This is a genomic window from Limnohabitans sp. MORI2, assembly GCF_027925025.1.
GTDB lineage: Bacteria > Pseudomonadota > Gammaproteobacteria > Burkholderiales > Burkholderiaceae_C > Limnohabitans.
In genome coordinates this window covers 373,989-396,082 of the sequence record NZ_AP027058.1, presented here as the reverse complement: position 1 = coordinate 396,082, position 22,094 = coordinate 373,989, and the positions used below count along the sequence as shown (strand labels likewise).

General features: G+C 58.8%; 25 protein-coding genes. 14 read left to right on the top strand and 11 right to left on the bottom strand.

Annotated features, from left to right (window positions below; translation table 11 throughout):
• Positions 1 to 43 precede the first annotated feature (43 nt).
• From QMG27_RS02040 to QMG27_RS02030, 3 genes are all read left to right on the top strand, one after another.
• Positions 44 to 1,855, top strand: coding sequence for an FAD-dependent protein (locus QMG27_RS02040; protein WP_281812661.1), 1,812 nt, complete (start codon positions 44 to 46; stop codon positions 1,853 to 1,855).
• A 63-nt stretch (positions 1,856 to 1,918) separates the two neighbouring features.
• Complete coding sequence (gene cysK, locus QMG27_RS02035) at positions 1,919 to 2,836, top strand: cysteine synthase A (RefSeq protein ID WP_281812660.1); 918 nt, start codon at positions 1,919 to 1,921, stop codon at positions 2,834 to 2,836.
• Between the two features lie 37 nt (positions 2,837 to 2,873).
• Positions 2,874 to 3,320 carry an SRPBCC family protein gene (locus QMG27_RS02030; RefSeq protein ID WP_281812658.1) on the top strand — a complete coding sequence of 149 codons (447 nt, stop codon included), beginning with the start codon at positions 2,874 to 2,876 and terminating at the stop codon, positions 3,318 to 3,320.
• A 45-nt stretch (positions 3,321 to 3,365) separates the two neighbouring features.
• Here the strand turns inward: QMG27_RS02030 and QMG27_RS02025 are convergent, their stop codons facing one another.
• From QMG27_RS02025 to pyrC, 4 genes are all read right to left on the bottom strand, one after another.
• Entirely contained in the window at positions 3,366 to 4,520 is a 1,155-nt protein-coding gene (locus tag QMG27_RS02025) for a hypothetical protein (RefSeq protein WP_281812656.1), read from the bottom strand.
• A gap of 3 nt (positions 4,521 to 4,523) precedes the next feature.
• Positions 4,524 to 5,396 (bottom strand): protease HtpX, encoded by an 873-nt coding sequence (gene htpX, locus QMG27_RS02020; RefSeq protein ID WP_281812654.1) that lies wholly within the window; start codon positions 5,394 to 5,396, stop codon positions 4,524 to 4,526.
• 99 nt (positions 5,397 to 5,495) lie between these two features.
• Positions 5,496 to 6,377 carry a DUF3025 domain-containing protein gene (locus QMG27_RS02015; protein WP_281812652.1) on the bottom strand — a complete coding sequence of 294 codons (882 nt, stop codon included), beginning with the start codon at positions 6,375 to 6,377 and terminating at the stop codon, positions 5,496 to 5,498.
• Positions 6,362 to 7,393: a dihydroorotase gene (gene pyrC / locus QMG27_RS02010; RefSeq protein ID WP_281812651.1), complete on the bottom strand. Its 1,032-nt coding sequence runs from the start codon at positions 7,391 to 7,393 to the stop codon at positions 6,362 to 6,364. The genes QMG27_RS02015 and pyrC overlap by 16 nt, the downstream gene beginning before the upstream one ends.
• 139 nt (positions 7,394 to 7,532) lie before the next feature.
• Between pyrC and QMG27_RS02005 the strand changes: the two genes are divergently transcribed.
• From QMG27_RS02005 to QMG27_RS01970, 8 genes are read left to right on the top strand one after another with little or no spacing between them, the layout of a single operon-like run.
• Positions 7,533 to 8,702 carry an ABC transporter substrate-binding protein gene (locus QMG27_RS02005; RefSeq protein ID WP_281814709.1) on the top strand — a complete coding sequence of 390 codons (1,170 nt, stop codon included), beginning with the start codon at positions 7,533 to 7,535 and terminating at the stop codon, positions 8,700 to 8,702.
• The gene (locus QMG27_RS02000; RefSeq protein ID WP_281812649.1) at positions 8,703 to 9,452 is read left to right on the top strand and encodes an alpha/beta hydrolase; all 750 of its coding nucleotides are present in this window, start codon (positions 8,703 to 8,705) and stop codon (positions 9,450 to 9,452) included.
• Entirely contained in the window at positions 9,446 to 10,312 is an 867-nt protein-coding gene (locus QMG27_RS01995; RefSeq protein ID WP_281812647.1) for a branched-chain amino acid ABC transporter permease, read from the top strand. The genes QMG27_RS02000 and QMG27_RS01995 overlap by 7 nt, the downstream gene beginning before the upstream one ends.
• An 11-nt stretch (positions 10,313 to 10,323) precedes the next feature.
• The gene (locus QMG27_RS01990) at positions 10,324 to 11,283 is read left to right on the top strand and encodes a branched-chain amino acid ABC transporter permease (RefSeq protein WP_281812645.1); all 960 of its coding nucleotides are present in this window, start codon (positions 10,324 to 10,326) and stop codon (positions 11,281 to 11,283) included.
• Positions 11,280 to 12,041, top strand: coding sequence for an ABC transporter ATP-binding protein (locus QMG27_RS01985; protein ID WP_281812643.1), 762 nt, complete (start codon positions 11,280 to 11,282; stop codon positions 12,039 to 12,041). Before QMG27_RS01990 ends, QMG27_RS01985 begins: the two co-directional genes overlap by 4 nt.
• The gene (locus QMG27_RS01980; protein ID WP_281812641.1) at positions 12,038 to 12,745 is read left to right on the top strand and encodes an ABC transporter ATP-binding protein; all 708 of its coding nucleotides are present in this window, start codon (positions 12,038 to 12,040) and stop codon (positions 12,743 to 12,745) included. Before QMG27_RS01985 ends, QMG27_RS01980 begins: the two co-directional genes overlap by 4 nt.
• An 18-nt stretch (positions 12,746 to 12,763) precedes the next feature.
• Complete coding sequence (locus QMG27_RS01975) at positions 12,764 to 13,822, top strand: aromatic ring-hydroxylating dioxygenase subunit alpha (protein ID WP_281812639.1); 1,059 nt, start codon at positions 12,764 to 12,766, stop codon at positions 13,820 to 13,822.
• On the top strand, positions 13,819 to 14,097 hold the full coding sequence (locus QMG27_RS01970; protein WP_281812637.1) for a 2Fe-2S iron-sulfur cluster binding domain-containing protein: 279 nt from the start codon (positions 13,819 to 13,821) through the stop codon (positions 14,095 to 14,097). Before QMG27_RS01975 ends, QMG27_RS01970 begins: the two co-directional genes overlap by 4 nt.
• A gap of 63 nt (positions 14,098 to 14,160) precedes the next feature.
• Here the strand turns inward: QMG27_RS01970 and QMG27_RS01965 are convergent, their stop codons facing one another.
• Genes QMG27_RS01965 through QMG27_RS01950 form a run of 4 tightly spaced genes read right to left on the bottom strand, consistent with a single transcriptional unit; the run spans position 14,161 to position 17,249 of the window.
• Entirely contained in the window at positions 14,161 to 14,898 is a 738-nt protein-coding gene (locus tag QMG27_RS01965; protein WP_281812635.1) for an amino acid ABC transporter ATP-binding protein, read from the bottom strand.
• Between the two features lie 27 nt (positions 14,899 to 14,925).
• Positions 14,926 to 15,594: an amino acid ABC transporter permease gene (locus QMG27_RS01960; RefSeq protein WP_281812633.1), complete on the bottom strand. Its 669-nt coding sequence runs from the start codon at positions 15,592 to 15,594 to the stop codon at positions 14,926 to 14,928.
• A gap of 2 nt (positions 15,595 to 15,596) precedes the next feature.
• On the bottom strand, positions 15,597 to 16,331 hold the full coding sequence (locus QMG27_RS01955; RefSeq protein ID WP_281812631.1) for an amino acid ABC transporter permease: 735 nt from the start codon (positions 16,329 to 16,331) through the stop codon (positions 15,597 to 15,599).
• A gap of 18 nt (positions 16,332 to 16,349) precedes the next feature.
• Positions 16,350 to 17,249 carry an amino acid ABC transporter substrate-binding protein gene (locus tag QMG27_RS01950; protein ID WP_281812629.1) on the bottom strand — a complete coding sequence of 300 codons (900 nt, stop codon included), beginning with the start codon at positions 17,247 to 17,249 and terminating at the stop codon, positions 16,350 to 16,352.
• A gap of 150 nt (positions 17,250 to 17,399) precedes the next feature.
• Between QMG27_RS01950 and QMG27_RS01945 the strand changes: the two genes are divergently transcribed.
• The 3 genes from QMG27_RS01945 to QMG27_RS01935 are packed head-to-tail and all read left to right on the top strand — an operon-like array spanning position 17,400 to position 19,292.
• Positions 17,400 to 18,113 carry an ABC transporter ATP-binding protein gene (locus QMG27_RS01945; protein WP_281812627.1) on the top strand — a complete coding sequence of 238 codons (714 nt, stop codon included), beginning with the start codon at positions 17,400 to 17,402 and terminating at the stop codon, positions 18,111 to 18,113.
• A 2-nt stretch (positions 18,114 to 18,115) separates the two neighbouring features.
• Positions 18,116 to 18,709, top strand: a complete 594-nt coding sequence (locus QMG27_RS01940) for an energy-coupling factor transporter transmembrane component T (protein WP_281812625.1) — start codon at positions 18,116 to 18,118, stop codon at positions 18,707 to 18,709.
• A 22-nt stretch (positions 18,710 to 18,731) separates the two neighbouring features.
• On the top strand, positions 18,732 to 19,292 hold the full coding sequence (locus QMG27_RS01935; RefSeq protein ID WP_281812623.1) for a biotin transporter BioY: 561 nt from the start codon (positions 18,732 to 18,734) through the stop codon (positions 19,290 to 19,292).
• Between the two features lie 10 nt (positions 19,293 to 19,302).
• On the opposite strand, the gene QMG27_RS01930 is transcribed toward QMG27_RS01935, so the two are convergent.
• Genes QMG27_RS01930 through QMG27_RS01920 form a run of 3 tightly spaced genes read right to left on the bottom strand, consistent with a single transcriptional unit; the run spans position 19,303 to position 22,079 of the window.
• Positions 19,303 to 20,304 (bottom strand): aldo/keto reductase, encoded by a 1,002-nt coding sequence (locus QMG27_RS01930; protein WP_281814707.1) that lies wholly within the window; start codon positions 20,302 to 20,304, stop codon positions 19,303 to 19,305.
• 2 nt (positions 20,305 to 20,306) lie between these two features.
• A complete protein-coding gene (locus QMG27_RS01925) occupies positions 20,307 to 21,188 on the bottom strand; it encodes a TIM barrel protein (protein ID WP_281812621.1) in 882 nt (293 codons plus the stop codon).
• A gap of 12 nt (positions 21,189 to 21,200) precedes the next feature.
• A complete protein-coding gene (locus QMG27_RS01920; RefSeq protein WP_281812619.1) occupies positions 21,201 to 22,079 on the bottom strand; it encodes a 4-hydroxyphenylpyruvate dioxygenase in 879 nt (292 codons plus the stop codon).
• Positions 22,080 to 22,094 lie beyond the last annotated feature (15 nt).

Genomic DNA, 22,094 nt, shown 5'->3' with positions numbered 1-22,094 from the left:
AACCCTCGACATAACTTGCCCGATCACTACGGGCCACACGCTTGTGATTCGACTCTCAGAACTCAAACTGCCTTTGTCGGCTGTCCCCTTCGAAGAACGCCGCGCTGCCGATGCGCCCGCCGAAACCGAGGCCGACCGCCAGCTCCCGCCCCACCCCTTAGACGCACTGCGCACTTTGGCCGCGCAAGCCTTGGGTATTGAGACCAATGCCATCGCCGAAGTGAGCGTGTTCAAGCGCAGCTTTGACGCACGCAAACAAAACTTGCTGGTGGTCTACATCGTTGATGTCACCTTGGTGGATGCCTCGCAAGAAGCGGCGCTGCTGGCCAAGCACGAGAAGAACTCTCACATCCAAGCCACGCCCGACATGGCGTGGCACGCGCCTGCGCATGCCCCCGGCGACTGGGGCACGCACACCGGCGAGCGCCCTGTGGTGGTGGGCTTTGGGCCGTGTGGCATCTTCGCGGCGCTGGTGTTGGCGCAAATGGGCTTCAAGCCCATCGTGATTGAGCGCGGTACTACCGTGCGCCAGCGCACCAAAGACACCTGGGGCTTGTGGCGCAAAAAGATTTTGAATACCGAGAGCAATGTGCAGTTTGGCGAAGGCGGTGCAGGCACGTTCTCAGACGGCAAGCTGTACAGCCAAATCAAAGACCCACGCCACTTGGGCCGCAAGGTGATGCACGAGTTTGTGCGCTTTGGTGCGCCCGAAGAAATTTTGTTCACCGCACATCCGCACATTGGCACGTTCAAGTTGGTCAAAGTGGTGGAAGGCTTGCGCGAAGAAATCATTCGCTTGGGCGGCGAGGTGCGTTTTGAGCAGCGTGTGGTGGACATCGAATACGACGACAACACACCATCACGCGCCATTCAAGCCCTGAAGGTCCACAACCACGCCACGGGCGAGACCTACTCCCTGCACGCCCGCCATGTGGTGATGGCGCTGGGCCACAGCTCGCGTGACACCTTCACCATGCTGCACCGTCATGCGGTGGCGATGGAGGCCAAGCCCTTCTCTGTTGGCGTGCGCATTGAGCACCCGCAAAGCGTGATTGACCGCGCCCGTTGGGGCCAACACGCGGGCCATCCGCTGCTGGGCGCTGCCGACTACAAGCTGGTGCACCACGCCGAAAATGGCCGCGCCGTCTACAGCTTTTGCATGTGCCCCGGCGGCACGGTGGTGGCCGCCACCAGCGAGGCAGGCCGCGTGGTGACCAATGGCATGAGCCAATACTCACGCGCTGAACGCAACGCCAACTCTGGCATCGTGGTGGGCATTGACCCGAGCGACTACCCCACTGACCCCGCCGCATTTGAAGCCGAGCTAGGCCAAGAACTCGGCAACGCCGTGCGCCACAGTACGCACGATGCGCCCGGCGGCTACCACCCACTCGCAGGATTGGTGCTGCAACGCCAACTTGAAGCCCACGCCTACACCTTGGGCGGTAGCACTTACGAAGCACCCGCACAACTCGTGGGCGACTTCGTGGCCAACCGTGCATCCACTGCGCTGGGCAGTGTCGAGCCTTCTTACAAACCCGGCGTGAAGATGGTCAGCCTCAACAGCGCTTTACCCGACTACGCCATCACCGCCATGCGCGAAGCGCTGCCTGTGTTTGGTCGCAAGATCAAAGGCTACGACATGCACGACGCGGTAATGACAGGCGTGGAAACGCGCACCTCATCGCCTTTGCGGATCGCGCGTGACGACGACACCTTACAAAGCCCCAACCTGCATGGCCTGTACCCCGCTGGCGAAGGCGCGGGCTATGCGGGCGGCATTTTGTCGGCGGGGGTGGACGGCATCAAAGTGGGTGAGGCTGTGGCCAAGCAACTCATGGCACAGCGACACTAACCCTTTGCACCACCCAGACTTTTCGCTTCACTCACAATCACCCATCGCCATTTGGAGACACCCATGAAAGCCAACAACGTTTTAGACACCATCGGCCACACGCCACACATTCGCATCAACCGTTTGTTTGGCAACACGCATCAGGTGTGGGTCAAGTCCGAGCGCACCAACCCCGGTGGCTCGATCAAAGACCGCATTGCCTTGGCGATGGTCGAAGCGGCTGAAAAGTCGGGCGCTCTGAAAGCGGGCGGCACCATCATCGAGCCCACCTCGGGCAACACCGGCGTGGGCCTCGCCATGGTCGCTGCGGTGAAGGGCTACAAACTCATCTTGGTCATGCCCGACAGCATGAGCGTGGAGCGTCGCCGTTTGATGCTGGCCTACGGCGCCAGCTTTGATTTGACGCCCCGCGAAAAAGGCATGAAGGGCGCCATTGCCCGTGCCGAAGAACTGGCCGCGCAAACACCTGGCGCATGGATCCCGCAACAGTTTGAAAACCCTGCCAACGTCGAAGTGCACACCCGCACCACCGCGCAAGAAATCATCGCCGACTTTCCCGAAGGCGTGGACGTGCTCATCACCGGCGTGGGCACGGGCGGTCACTTGAGTGGCGTCGCGCAAGTGCTCAAAGCCAAGTGGCCCAAGCTCAAGGTGTATGCGGTCGAGCCCACAGCCTCGCCCGTCATCTCGGGCGGCGCGCCTGCACCTCACCCCATTCAAGGCATTGGCGCGGGCTTCATTCCGAAGAACTTGGACACCGCCTTGCTCGACGGTGTGATTCAAGTCGAAGCCGATGCCGCCCGCGAAATGGGCCGCCGCAGTGCAGCCGAAGAAGGTTTGTTGGTCGGCATCTCTTCTGGCGCAACACTGGCCGCGATTGCGCAAAAGCTGCCTGAAATTCCCGCAGGCGCAACGGTGCTGGGCTTTAACTACGACACGGGCGAGCGCTATTTGTCGGTGGAAGGTTACTTGCCGGTTTAAGGGATGGCAGTTGCCCCCGTTTCCAAAGGAGTTCGCCATGTCCAGTCGCAGCGTTCAACTGCATCGCGTTTTGAAAACATCACCTGACAAGGTGTATCGCGCCTTCCTTGAAGGCGGCGCTTTGGCCAAATGGCTGCCGCCTTACGGCTTTACTTGCACAGTACATCACCTCGACGCACGCGTGGGTGGCACGTTCCGCATGTCGTTTCACAATTTCGGCAGCGGCAATGGTCATTCGTTTGGTGGTGAGTATCTTGAGCTTGTGCCTAACGAACGCATCCATTACACCGACAAGTTTGAAGACCCCAACTTGCCCGGAGTGTTGGAAGTCACCGTGTCACTCACACCCGTGCTGTGCGGCACAGAGTTGAACGTCACACAAGCTGGTATTCCAGAGATGATTCCGCTGGAGATGTGCTACCTCGGATGGCAAGAGTCCTTGGAACAGCTGGCGAAATTGGTGGAGCCGCACATCGAGGGCTAAGCCCGCAAAGCCCCCACGTCAAAGCGCCCAACTCGGGCGCTTTTTTCATCGGTACAACAAGCGGTCTAAGTCGGTTAACTCAACTCTGGCTTCCTTGGCCAACTGCGCTTGCTCTTTGAGCCAACGTTTCAGCTCGGCCTCGTTTTGAATACGGCGCAGGTCGCGCTCTAGCGTATCCACCTCGTGCTCTTTGTCGCGTAGCTGAATGGCCAGCGCACGGGCCAAGCTCTCAGCGCTGATGTGATCGAGCTCATGCACACCAAGGTAGTGGCGAATTTCAAACTGGGCTTGAGCTTCGTCCTCTTCCAACGCCTCCACTTGCTCTTTGAGCAGCAGGCACATGGCGTTGAGTTTGTCGTCTGCCATGCGACTCAAGGCCGCGCTGTCGATTTGGGCAATGTGCAGTTGCAGCTTGAGCAACTCCGATAAGTTCTTGCGGTCATACGCAGCGTTGACTTCGCTCATCAACGCCGTTTTGCGCAAGCGCTCGGCTTCGTCAGGTTCGCGATCAGGATGCAGGGCACTGGCGAGCTGGCGATACACCGTGCGCAGCGCGGTGTTGGCATCCATCTTTTGCTGCGCGTCTTTGAGCTGACGGGCTACAGGTTTTTTCTTGGCCTTCTTGGCTTGGCGTTTGTCTTCGAGGCGTTGTTCCTGTTCGCGGTATTGGCGCAGACCCGCTTCAAACACCGCCTCTGCCGTGTGCAAATCGTCGGCGCCGTGCAGGGGCTTGCCAAACAAATCTTCAAACACAGCCTTGGCATGCTCAGCACCGGCGCGCGCTTCTTCGGCCAAGGCTTGCGCATCTTCTTCACTGTGGTGTTGGCTGAAGATGGCTTGCACTTGCGGGTCTTGCTTGTGCGCCAGCGCTTCACACAAAGCCAAGATGATTTGCGTGGCGCTGCGTCGGTGCGTCGCTGTGAGCTCAACCGTGTGCAGGCGACCATCCAAAAACAGCAACAAGTTTTTACGCGCCGCGTCTTCTTGGTTCTTTAACGCACTCATCGCACGCAAGTGGCTGCTGCGATGCTGGGTAGACAAAGCCTCTAGTGTGGCGATGGACTCAGACAACGCTGACACGCGCGCGAGCAAGGTGTTGAACCGCTTTTGCGCAGGTGTTAACTCTGCATCAGGTTGAATGGCAACGGTCGCCACCGCTTGCGCGGGGGCGACCGTCCAAGGGGATTGCGGTGCGCTCAACGATCAGCGTGCGTTTTGCAATGCTGCAATACGCTCTTCCAACGGTGGATGCGAGGCAAACAACTTGCCCAAACCGCCCGTGATACCCATCGCCGCCACGCTGGTGGGCAACTCGCCCGCTTGCATGCTGTTCAAACGCGCCAAGGCATTGATCATGGGTTGCTTGTTGCCCAAGAGCTGAGCTGAGCCTTCGTCGGCACGGAATTCGCGGTAACGGCTGAACCACGCCACGATCATGCTGGCCACAAAACCCAGCACGATGTCGAGCACAAAGCTGGTGATGTAGTAGCCCATGCCGGGGCCGCTGGATTCTTCATCGTTCTTACGCAGCATGCCATCTACAAAGTAGCCGATGACGCGGCTCAAGAACACCACGAAGGTGTTGAGCACGCCTTGGATGAGCGTGAGAGTGACCATGTCGCCATTGGCCACGTGGGCAATTTCGTGGCCCAACACGGCTTCAACTTCTTCCTTGGTCATGCCTTGCAGCAAACCGGTGGACACGGCCACCAAGGCCGAGTTTTTAAAAGCACCCGTGGCAAACGCGTTGGGCTCGCCTTCGTAAATCGCGACTTCAGGCATGGCGATGCCAGCGCGTTCAGACAAACGTTGCACGGTGCTCACGATCCAAGCTTCGTCTGGGTTGCGTGGCTGGGTGATGACTTCAGCACCTGTGCTCCACTTGGCCATGGACTTGCTCATCAAGAGCGAAATGATGGCACCGCCAAAACCCATGATGAGCGAGAAGCCCAGCAAGGCAGACAAGTTCAAACCGTTGGCAGTGAGGTAACGGTTGACGCCGAGCAAACTGGCGACGACCCCCAGCACCACCATGACGGCGAGGTTGGTGAGGACGAACAGAAGAATGCGTTTCATGGTTTCCTTTTCAGCGGGTAGTACAAAGGTCCGCTGTTGTGAATGGTAGGGGTGAATGTTGGCAATTCAATGCTTGCACGTCAAAAAGCCACACAAAAGTTAGGTAACTACGCGCTTGGGGCGAAACACGGTCGTGTCTTCGTAAAAAGCACGCTCAGCATTGGCGGCACACCAGCCCGGGATGCCTAACACCGGCAATGGCTCGTAGGGTTTGGTGGCAAGCTTCGCAGGTTGAAGGTCTTGCACGAGCCATGCGTCTAGTGCGATTTCGTCGTGCGGATTTACTTCATTCGCAATGCGGTACACATGGCCTGTGATGGACTTGTAGGGGGTGACGAGTTTTTCCACCAAGGCATGGCCAAACAACACCAAGTGCACCTGCTGCCATTGATCGCGCAAATCGACAAAGAGCTTGAGCCAATCGCGGGCTTGCAGCGCGGCCCACACCGCATCGGGCGCATGCATGAGCACCACGTTTTCGTCAAACAGCGTGAGGGCATCGCGCACAGGTCCGCGCGTAGAGCGAATACCCTGAGCCTCAATTTCGGCAGCTTGCAATTGGTTCAAGCGGCGTTTGGCCAATGGGAAGCGATGCCAACACAAACCGTTGAAGAAGTCGTGCAGGCCATCGCGGGTGGGGACTTGCGCGGTTTTGAAGATGAAGTCTTCGTAGGCCTGGCCTTCGGGCAGGGCTGATTGGGGAACGAACTTCACTTCGTTGGCGTCGCCAAGCGCGAGGCCAGCACGGGTCGTGTTCACGCTCGCTGCGCTCGCAATATCACCCGAGCCCGCACTGGCCTCGCGCTTGGCTGCGTATGTGATTGCGTTGAGAGCTTCGGCAACGCTTAGCTGCTGTAGCGCTTGCTGCACCGTAGGCTCACCCAACTCGCGCCACGGCGCGAACCACGGTTGAGACCAATCTATCTCGGCTAAGACAGCGCCTGCAAAGCCTTCTGTTTTCGGACTTAAACCACGCGCCAAGGCAAGGCCTCGCCAGAGCGCAGGGGTTTGAGCTCAGCTTCGCCGAAGGCAAAACTCTCTGGCGGTGTCCAGCTTTCGCGACGCAGGGTGAGCGTGCCGCTGTTGCGTGGCAAGCCGTAAAAGTCTGCGCCAAAGAAGCTGGCGAAGCCTTCGAGTTTGTCGAGTGCACCTTCGTTGTCAAACGCTTCGGCGTACATGGGCATGGCGGCGTGTGCGGTATAGCAGCCGGCGCAGCCGGTGGCGTGCTCTTTGAGCTGCGCGGGGTGAGGCGCGCTGTCTGTGCCCAAGAAGAATTTGGGTGAACCGCTGGTGGCCGCCTTCACCAAGGCTTGGCGATGTGTTTCGCGCTTGAGCACGGGCAAGCAGTAGTAATGCGGACGAATGCCACCGGTGAAGATCGCGTTGCGGTTGTAGAGCAAATGATGCGCAGTGATGGTCGCGCCGGTGTACTTATCTGCAGAGGCCACGTATTGCGCGGCGTCTGCAGTGGTGATGTGCTCGAACACAATCTTGAGTTCGGGGAAGTCTTTGCGCAGCGGAATGAGCTGGGTGTCGATGAAAACGGCTTCACGGTCAAACAAATCGATGTCACTGCTGGTCACTTCACCATGTACTAACAACAACATGCCCGCCTTTTGCATGGCTTCGAGTGTTTTGTAGGTCTTACGCATATCGGTTACACCGGCGTCGCTGTTGGTGGTAGCACCCGCTGGATAGAGCTTGGCAGCAACCACGCCGGCGTCTTTGGCTCGGGCGATTTCGTCAGCGGGCAAGTTGTCTGTGAGGTAGAGCGTCATCAAAGGCTCGAAACTCATGCCCTTTGGAACGGCGGCCAAGATGCGTTGTTTGTACTCAAGCGCTTGGGCCGCGGTGGTCACGGGCGGCTTGAGGTTGGGCATGATGATGGCACGGCCAAATTCGGCGGCGGTGTGGGGCACCACGGTATTCAGGGCAGCGCCATCGCGCACGTGCAGGTGCCAGTCGTCGGGTCTTGTGATGGTGATTTCTGTTGTCATGCCTCAGATTGTCGCTTTGTTTTTTGACACACTTCGCGGTGTCACCTAAGTGCATGGTTTACGGGTTTTTCTGTAGGTTCCGGCCTTACCCTATCAGCAAAGATCCTCTATGAATTTAACTAGGAGACATGTGATGCACATGAACAAACGTCGACTTTTGGTGGCCTCCGTCCTCAGCGGTTTGGCTTTGACCAGCATGGGGGCAATGGCCCAAACAGACACTTTCAAAATTGGTCTGATCTTGCCCATGACGGGGCCGTTCGCCTCGACGGGCAAACAAATCGAAGCGGCCGCACGTTTGTACATGGCACAAAACGGCAGCACCGTGGCTGGCAAAAAAGTTGAACTGATTGTCAAAGACGACACCAGCGCCCCCGACGTGACCAAACGCATCGCCCAAGAGTTGGTGGTGAACGACAAAGTCAGTGTGCTCGCTGGTTTTGGCTTAACGCCTTTGGCACTCGCGACAGCGCCCATTGCCACCCAATCTAAAACGCCCTTGGTGGTCATGGCGGCAGCCACGTCCAGCATCACGGAAGCTTCGCCTTTCATCGTGCGCACCAGCTTCACCCTGCCTCAAGCGGCTGTGGCCATGGCGGACTGGGCGGCCAGCAATCAAATCAAAAAAGTGGTGACCTTGGTCTCAGACTACGGCCCTGGCATTGATGCTGAAAAGTATTTCAAAGATCGCCTGTTGCTCAACGGCGGCCAGGTGCTCGACACCCTACGTGTGCCCATGCGCAACCCCGACTTCGCGCCGTTCCTGCAGAAGGTGCGGGACCTCAAGCCCGATGCGGTGTATGTGTTTGTGCCCTCGGGCATTGGCGCACCGCTGATGAAGCAGTTTGCCGAACGTGGACTGGACAAAGCGGGCATCAAACTGATTGGCACGGGTGACATCACGGACGACGATATCTTGAACGGCATGGGCGATGTGGCCAATGGCGTGGTCACCGCGCATCACTACTCGGCTTCGCACAATTCACCGCTGAACAAGAAATTTGTCGAAGCCTTCGGCAAAGCCAACAACGGCCTGCGTCCCAACTTCATGGCCGTGGGCGGCTATGACGGCATGCGCGTGATCTACGAAGCAGCCAAAGCCACCAAGGGCGCGGGCGGCCAGGCCTTGCTGGATGCAATGAAAGGCCAGATCTTCGAGAGCCCGCGTGGCCCGATGTTCATCGACGCACAGACCCGCGATGTGGTGCACAACATCTACATCCGCAAAGTCGAGAAGGTGAACGGCCAGCTCTACAACCAGGAGTTCGCGACCATCAAGGATGTGAAAGATCCAGGCAAGGCCAAGTAAATGACCCCTGCCAAGCCCACGCTCGTGCTGGTGCCGGGCCTGATGTGTGACGCCTCATCTTGGGGCGCTGTGCCATCGGGCCTGCCCGACTGGCATGTCCAGGTGGTGGACCATGGCCGTGCCGACAGCCTGGTGCAGATGGCCGAGCAGTTGCTGTCGCGAGCGCCTGTGCGCTTTGCGCTGGCAGGCCACTCTATGGGTGGGCGCGTGGCGCTTGAAGTCATGCGCATCGCGCCCGAGCGGGTGACGCACGTAGGCCTGTTCGACACCGGTCACCTGCCCAAACCGGCCGGTGAGGCCGGTGACGAAGAGGTGCGCAAGCGCATGGCCTTGCTGGCAATCGCCCGCTCGCAGGGGGTGCGCGCCATGGCCAGCGAGTGGGTCAAAGGCATGGTTGCGCCACAGCGCCTGAACGACCGGCCCCTGATCGACGCGATCCTGGACATGTTCGAGCGCAAAGATGCCGACATTTTCGAAAAACAACTGCACGCCTTGATCCATCGGCCCGATGCCACCACCGTGCTTCAAACGGTGAAGGTGCCCACGCTGGTGCTGTGTGGTGCGCTCGATGCCTGGTCGCCACCCATCCAGCACCAAGCTATCGCTGATTGCATTCCCGCGCGACCGGCCATCGTCTCGGTGCCTGATGGCGGCCACATGGTCATGCAGGAGCAGCCCGAGGCGGTGCTGGCCGCCATGCGCCAGTGGCTGGCTCTGCCATCGTCAGTCTCTCAAGGAGCGTCATGCTGACCTTGCTTTTTGACGGCATCGCCTACGGCATGCTGCTCTTCATCCTGGCCGTGGGCCTGTCGGTGACCATGGGCCTGATGAACTTCATCAACCTGGCCCACGGCGCTTTTGCCATGGTGGGGGGTTACATCACGGTGGTGCTGATGCAGCGCTTGGATGTGCCGTTCCTTTTGTGCCTGCCATTGGCTTTTGCCGGTGCGGCCGCGCTGGGCGCGGTGCTGGAGGGCACGGTGTACCGGCCCATGTACCGCAAGCCGCATCTGGACCAGGTGTTGTTCTCGATCGGCCTGGCCTTCATGGCCGTGGCGGCGGTCGACTATTTCATGGGCTCGCAGCAGCAGATCATGCAGCTGCCCGAATGGTTGCGGGGGCGCACTGAATTGTGGGATGGTGCCCTGGGGATGGGCCACTACCGCCTGTTCATCATCGCCGTGTGCGCGGTGCTGACGGTGGCGCTGCAATACGTGCTCACCCGCACGCGCTTTGGCAGCCGCCTGCGCGCCAGCGTGGACGACAGCCGCGTGGCCGCGGGCCTGGGCATCCCGGTCAACCAGGTGTTCGCTCTGACCTTTGCGGTGGGCTCGGGCTTGGCGGGCCTGGGCGGCGCATTGGGTGCCGAAGTGCTGGGGCTGGACCCGACTTTTCCGCTCAAGTTCATGGTTTACTTTTTGATCGTGGTCGCCGTGGGCGGCACCTCGTCCATCACCGGCCCGCTGCTGGCCGCACTGCTGCTGGGCGTGGCCGATGTGGCGGGTAAATATTACGTGCCCAAGCTGGGCGCTTTCATTGTGTATGCGCTGATGATCGCCATTCTGATCTGGCGGCCGCAAGGCCTGTTTGTGCGCAAGGGGGGCAAGTGATGGCACATCCCATGGATGCCCGTTCCCGACTGCTGTCGGCCTCTCGCTGGCGCTGGTACGAGCCGCTGCTCTGGGCGGTGGCCTTCGCCCTGCCTGCTTTGCTGCCGGGCCATGCGCTCATCGTCAACGAGATCGCCATCGTGGCCCTGTTCGCCGTCTCGCTGGACCTGGTGCTGGGCTACACCGGCATCGTCACGCTGGGGCATGCAGCCTTTCTGGGTTTTGGCGCGTATTGCGCGGCGCTGTTTGCCAAGTTCATCCATCCCGATCCTTTGCTGGGTCTGGCGGTGGGCATGGCTGCCGCCACGGTGCTGGGCGCGGTCTGCTCGGTCACCATCCTGCGCGGCTCGGACCTCACTCGCCTGATGGTCACGCTGGGCGTGGCGCTGCTCCTGCTGGAACTGGCCAACAAGCTCGACTGGCTCACCGGCGGCTCGGATGGTTTGCAGGGCGTGATGATGGGGCCGCTCTTGGGCCGATTTGAATTTGACCTGTACGGTCAGACGGCCGCCTGGTACTCGCTCACGGTTTTGCTGCTGTTGTTTGCCTTGGCGCGGCGCTGGGTGTCTTCGCCCTGGGGCGCTACCTTGAGGGCGGTGCGCGACAACCCGTTGCGCGCTGCGGCGATTGGCATTTCGGTGCCCTCGCGCCTGGCCGTGGTCTATACCCTGGCCGCAGGCGTGGCAGGCGCTGCCGGGGCGCTGCTGGCGCAGACCACCGGCTTTGCCTCGCTCGATGTGTTCGCGCTGGAGCGCTCGGCCGATGCGGTGCTGATGCTGGTGATTGGCGGTGTGGGCTGGCTGTATGGCGGCGTGCTGGGTGCGGTGGTGTTCAAGCTGCTGCACGACATCATCTCGGGCATCACGCCGCAGTACTGGACTTTCTGGATGGGCCTGTTCCTGGTGGTGTTGATGCTGGTGGGGCGTGAGCGCTTGAGCCCTGCCCGCTGGTTCAAAGGGGGGCAAGTATGAGCCAAGTCGTGTTGCAGGCCCATGGCCTGGTCAAACGCTTTGGGGGCATCACGGCCACCGACCATGTGAACCTGTCGCTCCAGCTCGGCGCACGCCATGCCCTGATCGGCCCCAACGGCGCGGGCAAGACCACGCTGATCAACCTGCTGACCGGCGTGTTGCCGCCCACCGAAGGCCGCATCGAGCTGCTGGGCGAAGACATCAGCCACTTACCCAGCCACCAGCGGGTGGCGCGTGGCCTGGTGCGGACCTTCCAGATCAACCAGCTGTTTGCCAGCATGACGCCTCTGCAAACCCTGGCCATGGTGGTGTCGCAACGGCGCGGCTTGGGCGCGCGCTGGTGGCCCAAGCTGGGCCAGGATGCGGCCGTGGTGGCGCGCTGCGAAGAGCTGCTGGCCCTGTTTCGCCTGACCGAAGTGATGCACCAGAACACCGCTGCACTGCCTTACGGCAAACGCCGCCTGCTGGAGATGGCCATTGCCCTGGCCTGCGAGCCCAAGGTGCTGCTGCTCGACGAGCCGGTGGCCGGCGTGCCCGCCGGTGAGCGCGAAGAACTGCTGCAGACCGTGGCCGCATTGCCTGCCGATGTGTCGGTGCTCTTGATCGAGCACGACATGGACCTGGTGTTTGAATTCGCCGACCGCATCACCGTGCTGGTCAATGGCGCGGTCTTGACCGAAGGCACGCCCGACGTGATTGCCAACGATCCGCAGGTCAAGGCGGTGTATTTGGGGCATGGAGAGGAGCTGAGGGCATGACGCAACTCCTGCAAGTTGAACAACTGAGCGCAGGTTACGGCGATGCCGTGGTGCTGCACGACGTGAGCCTCTCGCTCGCTGAAGGCCAGACCCTGGCCCTGCTGGGCCGCAACGGTGTGGGCAAGACCACCTTCATGGACACGCTGGCCGGGGCCACGCGTCAGCATGGCGGGCGCATCACGCTCGGTGGTGTGGCGCTGCACAGCCTGCCTTCGCATGCCCGGGCGGCCGCCGGTATCGGCTGGGTGCCGCAGGAGCGCAACATTTTCAAATCGCTCACGGTGGATGAAAACCTCACCGCCGTGGCGCGCCCCGGTGCTTGGACGCCGCAGCGTGCTTACGAGATGTTCCCGCGCCTGGCCGAACGCAAGGGCAATCTGGGCACGCAGCTGTCGGGCGGCGAGCAGCAGATGCTGGCCGTGGCCCGTGCACTGGTGCTCAACCCCAAACTGCTCTTGCTGGACGAGCCGCTCGAAGGCCTGGCACCCATCATCGTGGAAGAGCTGCTGCGTGCGATTGCCCGCATCACCCGCGAAGAGGGGCTGTCGGCCATCATCGTCGAGCAGCACCCGCAGGCCATTCTGGCCATCAGCCACCAGGCGGTGGTGCTGGACCACGGCACCGTGGTGCACGCCAGCGACGCCGACACGCTGCGCCAAGACCCCGAACTGCTGGACCGCCTGCTGGGCGTGTCCCGCCATTGAACACTTAGGAGACCGATCATGTTCATCAAGAACACCTGGTATGTGGCCTGCTCGCTGGCCGAACTCGAAGCGTTGGGCGACAAGCCGCTGGGCCGCACCATCTGCAACGAGAAGATGGCCATCTTCAAAGGGGTGGACGGCAAAGTGGCGGCGGTCGAAGACTTCTGCCCGCACCGGGGCGCGCCCATGTCGCTGGGCAAGGCCTGCAAGAACGGTTTGCGCTGTGGCTACCACGGGCTGGAGATGGGCGCCGATGGCAAGACGGTGCACATGCCCGGCCAGCGCGTGCGCGGCTTCCCAGCGGTCAAGGCCTTTGCAGTGGTGGAGCGTTACGGTTTTGTCTGGGTCTGGCCCGGCGACCAAGCCCAAGCCGATGAGGCGCAAATGCCGATGTTCGAATTTTTCGACAACCCCGCGTGGGCCTATGGCGGCGGTCTGTACCACGTCCAGGCCGACTACCGCCTGATGATCGACAACCTGATGGACCTGACGCACGAGACCTATGTGCACTCGACCAGCATCGGCCAGCCCGAGATTGACGAGACGCCATGCGAAACCAAGGTCGATGGCGACAAGGTGGTCACCCAGCGCTTCATGGACGGCATCCAGGCCCCGCCGTTCTGGCAGATGGCCATGAGCGCCAATGGCCTGGACCCGCAGGCGCAGGTGGACCGCTGGCAAATCTGCCGTTTCAGTCCACCCAGCCACATCATGATCGACGTGGGTGTGGCCCTGGCGGGGCACGGCGGCTTTGATGCGCCCGCTGACAAGAAGGCCTACAGCGTGGTGGTGGACTTCATCACGCCCGAGACCGAGACCTCGCACTGGTACCACTGGGGCATGGCCCGCAACTTCAAGGCCGATGATGCTGCGCTGACCGACAGCATCCGCCAAGGCCAGGGCAAGATTTTTGGCGAAGACATGGAGATGCTGCAGCTGCAGCAGCAAAACATCCTGCGCCACCCCGAACGCAAGCTGCTCATGCTCAACATCGACGCTGGTGGCGTACAGTCACGCCGCGTCATTGACCGCCTGCTGGCGCAAGAAAAAACCACAGAAACTGGAGCGAACGCATGAGCGACCACAACACCTTTGAAGTGCACTTGGCCCAACGCAATCTCACCTTGACGGTACCCCCCGAAAAAAGCATTTTGCAAGTGCTACAAGATGCCGGCGTGGAGGTCCCCTTCTCGTGCAGTGAAGGCGTTTGCGGCACTTGCCTGACGCAAGTCAAAGAAGGCGAGCCCGAGCATTGGGACATGTACCTCACCCCCGAAGAGCAAGAGAAAAATGACTGCATGATGGTCTGTATCTCTCGCAGCAAGTCACCGCGCTTGGTGCTAGATCTGTAAACGTAACACGCCCAACAAAAAAGGCGTCTCGTCGAGACGCCTTTTTTTACGAGCAAGCCAAAATCAGTGCTGCAAAATTTTGGCCAAAAAGTCTTTGGTCCGTGGTTGACGGTTTTCAGGATGGTTGAAAAACTCATCCTTGCTGCAGTCTTCCAAAATCTTGCCTCCCACGTCCATGAAGATCACGCGGCTGCCCACCTTGCGGGCAAAACCCATTTCGTGCGTCACACACATCATGGTCATGCCCTCGTTGGCCAAGTCCACCATCACGTCCAACACCTCGCCCACCATCTCAGGGTCGAGAGCCGATGTGGGTTCGTCAAACAACATCACGATGGGGTCCATGCTCAAAGCACGGGCAATGGCCACGCGTTGTTGCTGACCGCCTGAGAGCTGACCTGGAAACTTGTCTTTGTGCGCCATCAGGCCCACGCGTTCCAAGTACTTCAGGCCATGGGCGCGAGCCTCTTCGGCGCTGCGGCCCAGCACTTTTTGTTGGGCGATGGTGAGGTTGTCCGTCACCGACAAATGGGGGAACAGCTCGAAGTGTTGAAACACCATGCCCACGCGGCTGCGCAGTTTGGGCAGGTCGGTGGTCTTGTCATGCACAGCCACGCCGTCAACATAGATTTCGCCCTGTTGCACAGGCTCAAGCGCGTTGATGGTTTTGATGAGGGTGGACTTGCCTGAGCCTGATGGACCACAGATCACAACCACCTCGCCTTTTTGGATGTTGGTGGAACAGTTGTTCAGCACCTGCACCGGGCCGTACCACTTGGAAACATTTTTTAATTCAATCACAGCAAACTCCAGTGAACGTCAATGCGCTCAGCGAATGATGGCAATGCGCGCTTGCAAGCGACGCACCAGGGCCGAGAGGCCAAAACAAATCACGAAATACACCAAGGCGGCCAAGATGTACACCTCTTCGACGCGGCCATAAATCTTGCCGGCAGTCACGAAGCCCTTGAGCAGGTCGTAGGCGCCAATCGCGTAGACCAACGAGGTGTCTTGAAACAAGATGATGGTTTGCGTGAGCAAGACAGGAATCATGTTGCGAAAAGCTTGCGGCAACACAATCAGGCGCATGTTCTGGCTGTAGCTCATGCCCAAGGCTTGACCCGCCATCACCTGACCGCGCGGGATGGACTGGATGCCCGCACGCATGATCTCGCTGAAGTACGCTGCTTCAAAAGCCACAAAGGTGATGGTGGCCGACAGCTCAGCGCCAATCGAGCGGCCAATCAAAAACGGGATCAGCAAGAAGAACCACAGAATCACCATCACCAAAGGGATGGAGCGCATGCCGTTCACATAAATGACGGCTGGCAGTTCCAGCACTTTGTTACCCGACAAGCGCATGAGCGCAAGGAGGGTGCCAAACACAATGCCGCCCACGGTAGCGATGATGGTCAGCTCCACGCTGAACAACATGCCCTTCAACACAAACTTGTTGAAGATGTCCCATTCGAGAAAAGAAAAATCGAGTGCGCTCATGCTCAGTGCCCTCCGCCCACATTACCCGCAACCACGAGGCCGGGGATTTGCATGCGGCGCTCCACGAAGGCCATCACACGGTTCACAGCAAAAGCTGACAAGGTGTACAACGCTGTCACGGCCAAGTACACCTCAATACCACGCGAGGTTTCTTCTTGCACTTGCATGGCGTACATGGTGAGCTCGGCAATCGACACCGCAAAAGCCACCGATGAGTTCTTGAGCAAGTTCATCGACTCGCTGGTGAGCGGTGGCCAAATGGTGCGAAACGCAATGGGCAGCAACACATAACGGTAAGTCTGCCAAGTGGTAAAGCCCATGGCCATGGCCGCATAACGCTGGCCGCGTGGCATGGCTTGAATACCTGCGCGCAGCATCTCGGCCACGCGTGAGGATGTGAAGAAGCCTAAGCCCAACACCACCAACACAAACCCCGGTACTTGTTGCATGGCCGGAAAGACCTTGGGCAACACAAAGTACCAGAGAAAAATTTGGACCAACACCGGGATGTTGCGAAACAGCTCCACCCACGCGTTGGCGAATCTTGCTAACCAAACATTCAAACGCGTGTCTTGTGGCAAGGTGCGCAAGATGCCCATCAGGCACCCCGACACCATGGCCACAACCCAAGCGCTGCCCGCGACTGAAAGCGTCCAGCCCCAGGCATCAAACATCCACTCGAGGTAGGTTCGTCCCCCACCGTCGTCCTGAAGAAAAACCTGCCAATCGAGTGTCATGTTTTGTCGCTTCTGAAATTACTTCTTGGCGTAGGCTTCGACTGGCTTGTCGTTCAAGTTCTTCCAAGCGTCCTTGTTGGCATCGCTGGCAGGCATGCCCAGCTTGATGTTCTTAGGAGGAATAGGTTGTGTGAACCACTTGTCGTACAGCTTGGCGAGCTCGCCAGATTTGGCCAAACCGGCGATGGTGTCGTCAGCCAATTTCTTGAAAGCTGGGTCGTCCTTGCGGAACATGATGGCGATCGGCTCAACGTTCAACACTTCGCCCACGATCTTGAAATCAGCGGGAGTTTTGGAGTTAGCAATGTTGCCAGCCAAGATTTGGCCGTCCATCACGAACGCGTCAGCGCGGCCAGACTCGAGCAACAAGAAGCTGTCTGCATGGTCTTTGCCGAACACTTCTTTGAAGTCAACACCAGTAGCGCGCTCGTTCTTGCGCAGCAATTGCACAGAAGTAGTACCGGTGGTGGTGGCCACGTTCTTGCCATTCAACTGAGCGATGGAGGTGATGCCCGAGTTAGCGCGGACCGCGATGCGCACTTCTTCCACGTAGGTGGTGTAGGCGAACGCCACTTGTTTTTGGCGCGCTTCGTTGTTGGTGGTGGAGCCACACTCGATGTCGACTGTGCCGTTCTCAACCAAAGGAATGCGGTTTTGTGAAGTAACAGGGGTGTACTTCACTTCCAGCTTTTTGCCAGCTGCTTTTTCGAGGTTGGCAATGATGCGTTGGCAAATCTCAACGTGATAACCCACATACTTGCCGTCACCCAAGGTGTAAGACAAAGCGCCTGAAGAGTCGCGCACACCCATGGTGATTGAGCCTGCGGCTTTGACTTTGGCGATGGTGTCATTGGCTTGCGCGAAAGCGGTGCCTGCCAACAAAGTGGCTACGGCCAAGGTAACGAACTGCTTTTTCATGAGTTGCTCCAGTTGAGGTGAATGAATGGGTAAATCTACATTCTAGAGAGTGCAGCCATGGGGAAATTACTTACCTCACTTGCGGTTTCAAGCCGCAAATTGGCTCCAACGATAATCTGACTTTTCAAAACAGCACACGCCCCCTCAGCCTTGAATTCAACGACCAAACTTTCGGCGAACGCAAACATCACGCTTGATGACGTGACCTTGCAGCGTGGCAATACCACGGTGTTTCACTCGTTGAGCTTGACATTCAATGCGTCACGCATTGGTTTGATCGGTGACAACGGGGCTGGCAAGAGCAGTTTGTTTCGTTTGATTTGCGGATTGGATCAACCAGATTCAGGGCGTGTGCATGTGCCATCGTCAGACGATCAACACGCTGCGCCTGTCGTGGGCATGATGTTTCAAAACCCCGACGAGCAAATCATTTTCCCCACCGTCGAAGAAGAATTGGCACTCAGCCTGCGCCACCTGAACCTGTCGCGTGCACAAACGCAAACACAGGTGCGCACGTGGTTGGCCGCCCGCGGATTGGCAGACTGGGCGCAACGCGCGATTGGTAGCTTGAGCCAAGGGCAGCGTCAGCATGTGTGCTGGCTGGCTTTGCTGATTGGTGGGCATCGCACTCTTTTGCTCGACGAGCCGTTTTCCAGCCTTGACCTACCGGGACAAGCCTTACTCCGCCACGAGATCAATGCGGCCTCGCAGCAAATCATTGTGTCGACGCATGTGCTTGATCATGTGCGTCACTTTGAACGAGTCATCTGGTTGGACAAAGGGCATGTACGTTCGGATGGTCTGGGCGTTCAGGTGTGCGCGCAATACGAAGCAGATGTCGCCGCGCGGATGGGCAAAGTCTGAACATGGGCAGCCTGTACAGCGATCACCCGACTTGGTTACATGGTTTGCCTGCGGGCTTCAAACTATTGGTGTTGACCCTTTTAGGCATAGGTGTTTTTGCCTCGCAAGAGTTGCCCGTGTTGTTTGCCAGCGCGGGCGTTTGTATCCTCATGTTTGCATCGCTGGGTCGTACCGCGAAGCGGACGCTACCTTTGCTCATCGCTTTGGGCATCACCAGCCTATTGATTGGCCTGTTTCACGTTTACATGCAGCAACCCTGGGTAGGGGTGATCAGCGTGTTGCGTTTGCTTTGCACGACTTTGATGGGTTTGGCACTCACGCTGACCACGCGTCACACAGATTTGCTAGCAGTGTTCGAATGGCTACTTGCGCCCACGAGACTCTTGGGCATGCACCCCGAACGTTTGTCATTACAAGTGGCATTGATGCTGCGATTCACTGAGCATTTTTTCATCGTGTGGCGCCGTTTGGATGAAGCTCATCGATTACGTACAGGCAAGGCTGGCGGTTTTAAAATACTGGCACCACTTACCATCCACATGCTTGTAGCCGCAAGACGTGTGGCGGACACCCTTCATGTGCGCTTTCAGCGCTGAAGCTAAAAACCTCATTCTTTTTATGAACACATCCTCTTTGTCCATCGCCTTGGTTTCGCTCTTCGCTGCGTTGATTGCTGTGTTGGGCTTGATTCCCAAAATCGATTTACCCCTGGGCGTCCCCATCACCATGCAAACCTTAGGCGTCATGCTGGCGGGTTGTATGCTGGGGCCGAAACGCGCACTTCAAGCTTTGGGACTATTCCTTGCGGCGGTCGCCATTGGCTTGCCCTTGCTCTCAGGCGGGCGCGGTGGTATCAGCGCATTCTTTGCCCCCACGAGTGGCTATCTCATCGGATGGCCTGTTGGCGCATTTGTCGCGGGATGGATCATGCACACATTGCCCACCAGCTCGCCGCGCAGCGCTGCTATCAGTGCGTTCATTGCTTCTGCCATTGGTGGCTTGTTGGTGGTGCACGTGTTTGGCGTGATCGGCTTGGTCAACATCGCCAATTTACCTCTTGAGAAAGCCATCATGGGCACCTTGGTGTTTGTGCCGGGCGACTTGATCAAGTGCGCAGTGTGCGCCAGCGTGGTTCACACCGTGGCGCGTGGTCTGCCAGACTGGCGCTTGGGTCGCTGAGATCGCTGACTCAAACGAATTCTTCGGTATCCACCTCAGAGGCGTTCAACGCGTTGTAACGCGGCCCCTTCACCGTCTGCTGATTGACGAGCACCTCTAAGCGTTGCATCTGCTCAGCCGACAACACCACATCAGCCGCAGCGATGTTGTCTTCGAGGTGATGGATGTTTTGTGTGCCGGGAATGGGGATGAGCTTGTCATCTTTGTGCAGCAACCAAGCCAAAGCCAGTTGAGCGGGTGTGCAACCCACTTCTTGCGCAATAGCTTGGTAGGCATCCAGCAAAGGCAAATTGGCGGCGTAAGTATCAGGCGCGAAGCGAGGCATAGCGCGTCGAATGTCATTGGCAGCCAAGGTACTCACATCACGCAAATCACCACACAAGAACCCACGCGCCACGGGGCTGAAGGCCACAAAGGTCGCGCCTAGTTCTTCGCAAGCTTTGAGCACGGCAATTTCAGGGTTGCGTGTCCACAGCGAGTATTCGGTTTGCACGGCTGCAATGGGGTGCACCGCATGCGCTTTGCGCAGCATAGTGGCCGAGACTTCGCTCAACCCAATCTCGCGAATCTTGCCTGCGCGCACCAAGTCGCTCAGTGCGCCCACACTGTCTTCGATGGGCACTTGTTTGTCCCAGCGGTGCAGGTAGTACAGGTCAATCACATCGGTGCCCAAACGCGACAAGCTGTCTTCACAGTTTTTGCGCAGCGTCTCGGGGCGGCCATCAATCACGCGCTTCACACCATCCGGGAACGACACACCGGCCATGCCACCTTTGCTACACAAAGTAATCTCATGGCGATGCGCTTTGAGCGCCCTGCCCACCAACAACTCGTTGGTGCCAAAGCCATACAAGGCTGCGGTGTCAAACATCGTCACGCCGAGGTCCAAGGCACGATAAATGAGCGCCTCACCCACTTCAGGCGCAGGTGGCGCGCCGTAAGCGTGGCTGAGATTCATGCAGCCTAGGCCAATGGCTGAAACTTTGTAGGGACCGAGTTGGCGTTGTTTCATAGTCAAGCGTGTGTGCGTGTCCAAGCTGGCAATGGGGCTGAGCGGTGCAGCACGTTGTCGTGCAACCATGTGGCGCTCTTGCGCGCGCGCTCGGCCACGGTGGCCAAGGGGAGTTGTTGGTAGTCGTCGTTGAAGACTTCAAAGCTGTAGTCGCCGCGATAGCCAATGCGGTCCAAGCGCAGCACCAAATCGGCCAAAGCTTCGCTGTGCACGCCTTCGCCTGGGAACACGCGGAAAGTGCGTGCCGTGGTCATGCGATCTTCAAACGTGGGCGTTTCGTGCCACATGAAGTCAGACAGTTGTACCAAGAAAATTTTCTCGGGGTCGAGGTCTTCAATCGCATCCAGCGGCGTGTTGGCTGCAAAGATGTGGAAGGAATCAATGCCGATGCCGAGGTTTGGGCAATCGGCGCGGCACACCACATCCCACGAGGTGGTGAACTCGTTGACGGTGCGGCCCCATGACAAACCTTCATAGGCCACTTTGATACCCAAAGGCAAGGCCAGCATGGCGAGCTTTTTCAAATCGCGTGCGATGTGATCTAAGTCATCTGTCGCGTGGCGTGAGGTGGATGAACACGCGAGCAACACTTTGCTGCCCGTGGCCGCACACATCTCCAGCATCGATTTGGCAATGTCTACTTTGTAGCCATGCAAGTGGCCCGACAAACCTTCAAAGTCGCGCAACACTTGGAAACCTGTGGGGCGCAAACCGCTGGCCTGCACTGCTGCCACCGCAGCAGGCACGCCGCCGGGGTGGGTGACCAAGTCACGCGCCATGAGCATGACTTGCGAGAAGCCTGCGTCTTTCATCGCCGACAGCTTGGCTTCCAAAGAGCCCGCCATCGTGATGGTGTCCATGCCGAAACCGTCGAGTAAGTTCATGGCGTGGCCTTCTTAATCTTTGTGAACCAACTCAAATGACACCGAGCCCAAAGCGCTGCGTGTGAGCGCGCCACGGTCTTCTGGGTGCAACTGGGTGGATTCAACAAACTCCACACCGCGAGCTTTGAGCGCCGTCACGGCTGCGCCGACATCTTTCGCGCCCAGGCCAATGCGTTGCAGACATTCAGGTGATTCATCTGCATCCATCCAAGGATCGGGCTCGATGAGTTGCCACAAGAAGTTGCCACACGGGCTCTTCATCAACTTACCTTTGGGCAAGATGCCAAAGCGTTGGTCATCAGGGACGAAGCTGAAATCAAACATGTGTTCGAAGTACGCTAGCCAGTCTGCGCTGCGGCCTGCACCGATGTACTGCACCACACCAAAGTAGCTCATGCCAGCCGTCGCTTCTGGGTGTTGGTCCACCGTGGGGATGGGTTTGAAGTCGATGTCGTAAATCGAGAACTCTTGCCAGCGATCCACAAAGTAAAAGCGGCTACCACCTGGTCCGTGGATGGCGGGAATGTGCAGCTCCATCGCTTGCGCTTGACTGCTCACGCTCCATGCACCGAGGTCCATGCAGCGGGTGTGCGCTTGCAAGGCATCGCGCACGCGAAAGGCCACGGCCGAGATGACGGGTTGGCCATCGCTGGTGGCGCTCACGCGCGCATCATCGGGGCTGGCATTGACCACCAAGTTCATGCCGCCTTGGCGGTACAACGTGACTTCACGCGAGCGATGACGCGCCACAGGGCGAAAGCCCATGTTCTCCAACACTTGACCCAGCGCTTGTGGGCGGCTGGTGGCGTATTCGATGAACTCAATCCCCTCTAAGCCCAAACGGTTGGGCATATCAGGCACAGACTCTCGGTGTGTGGATTGCAAGGTCATCGTGGACTCCAAGAA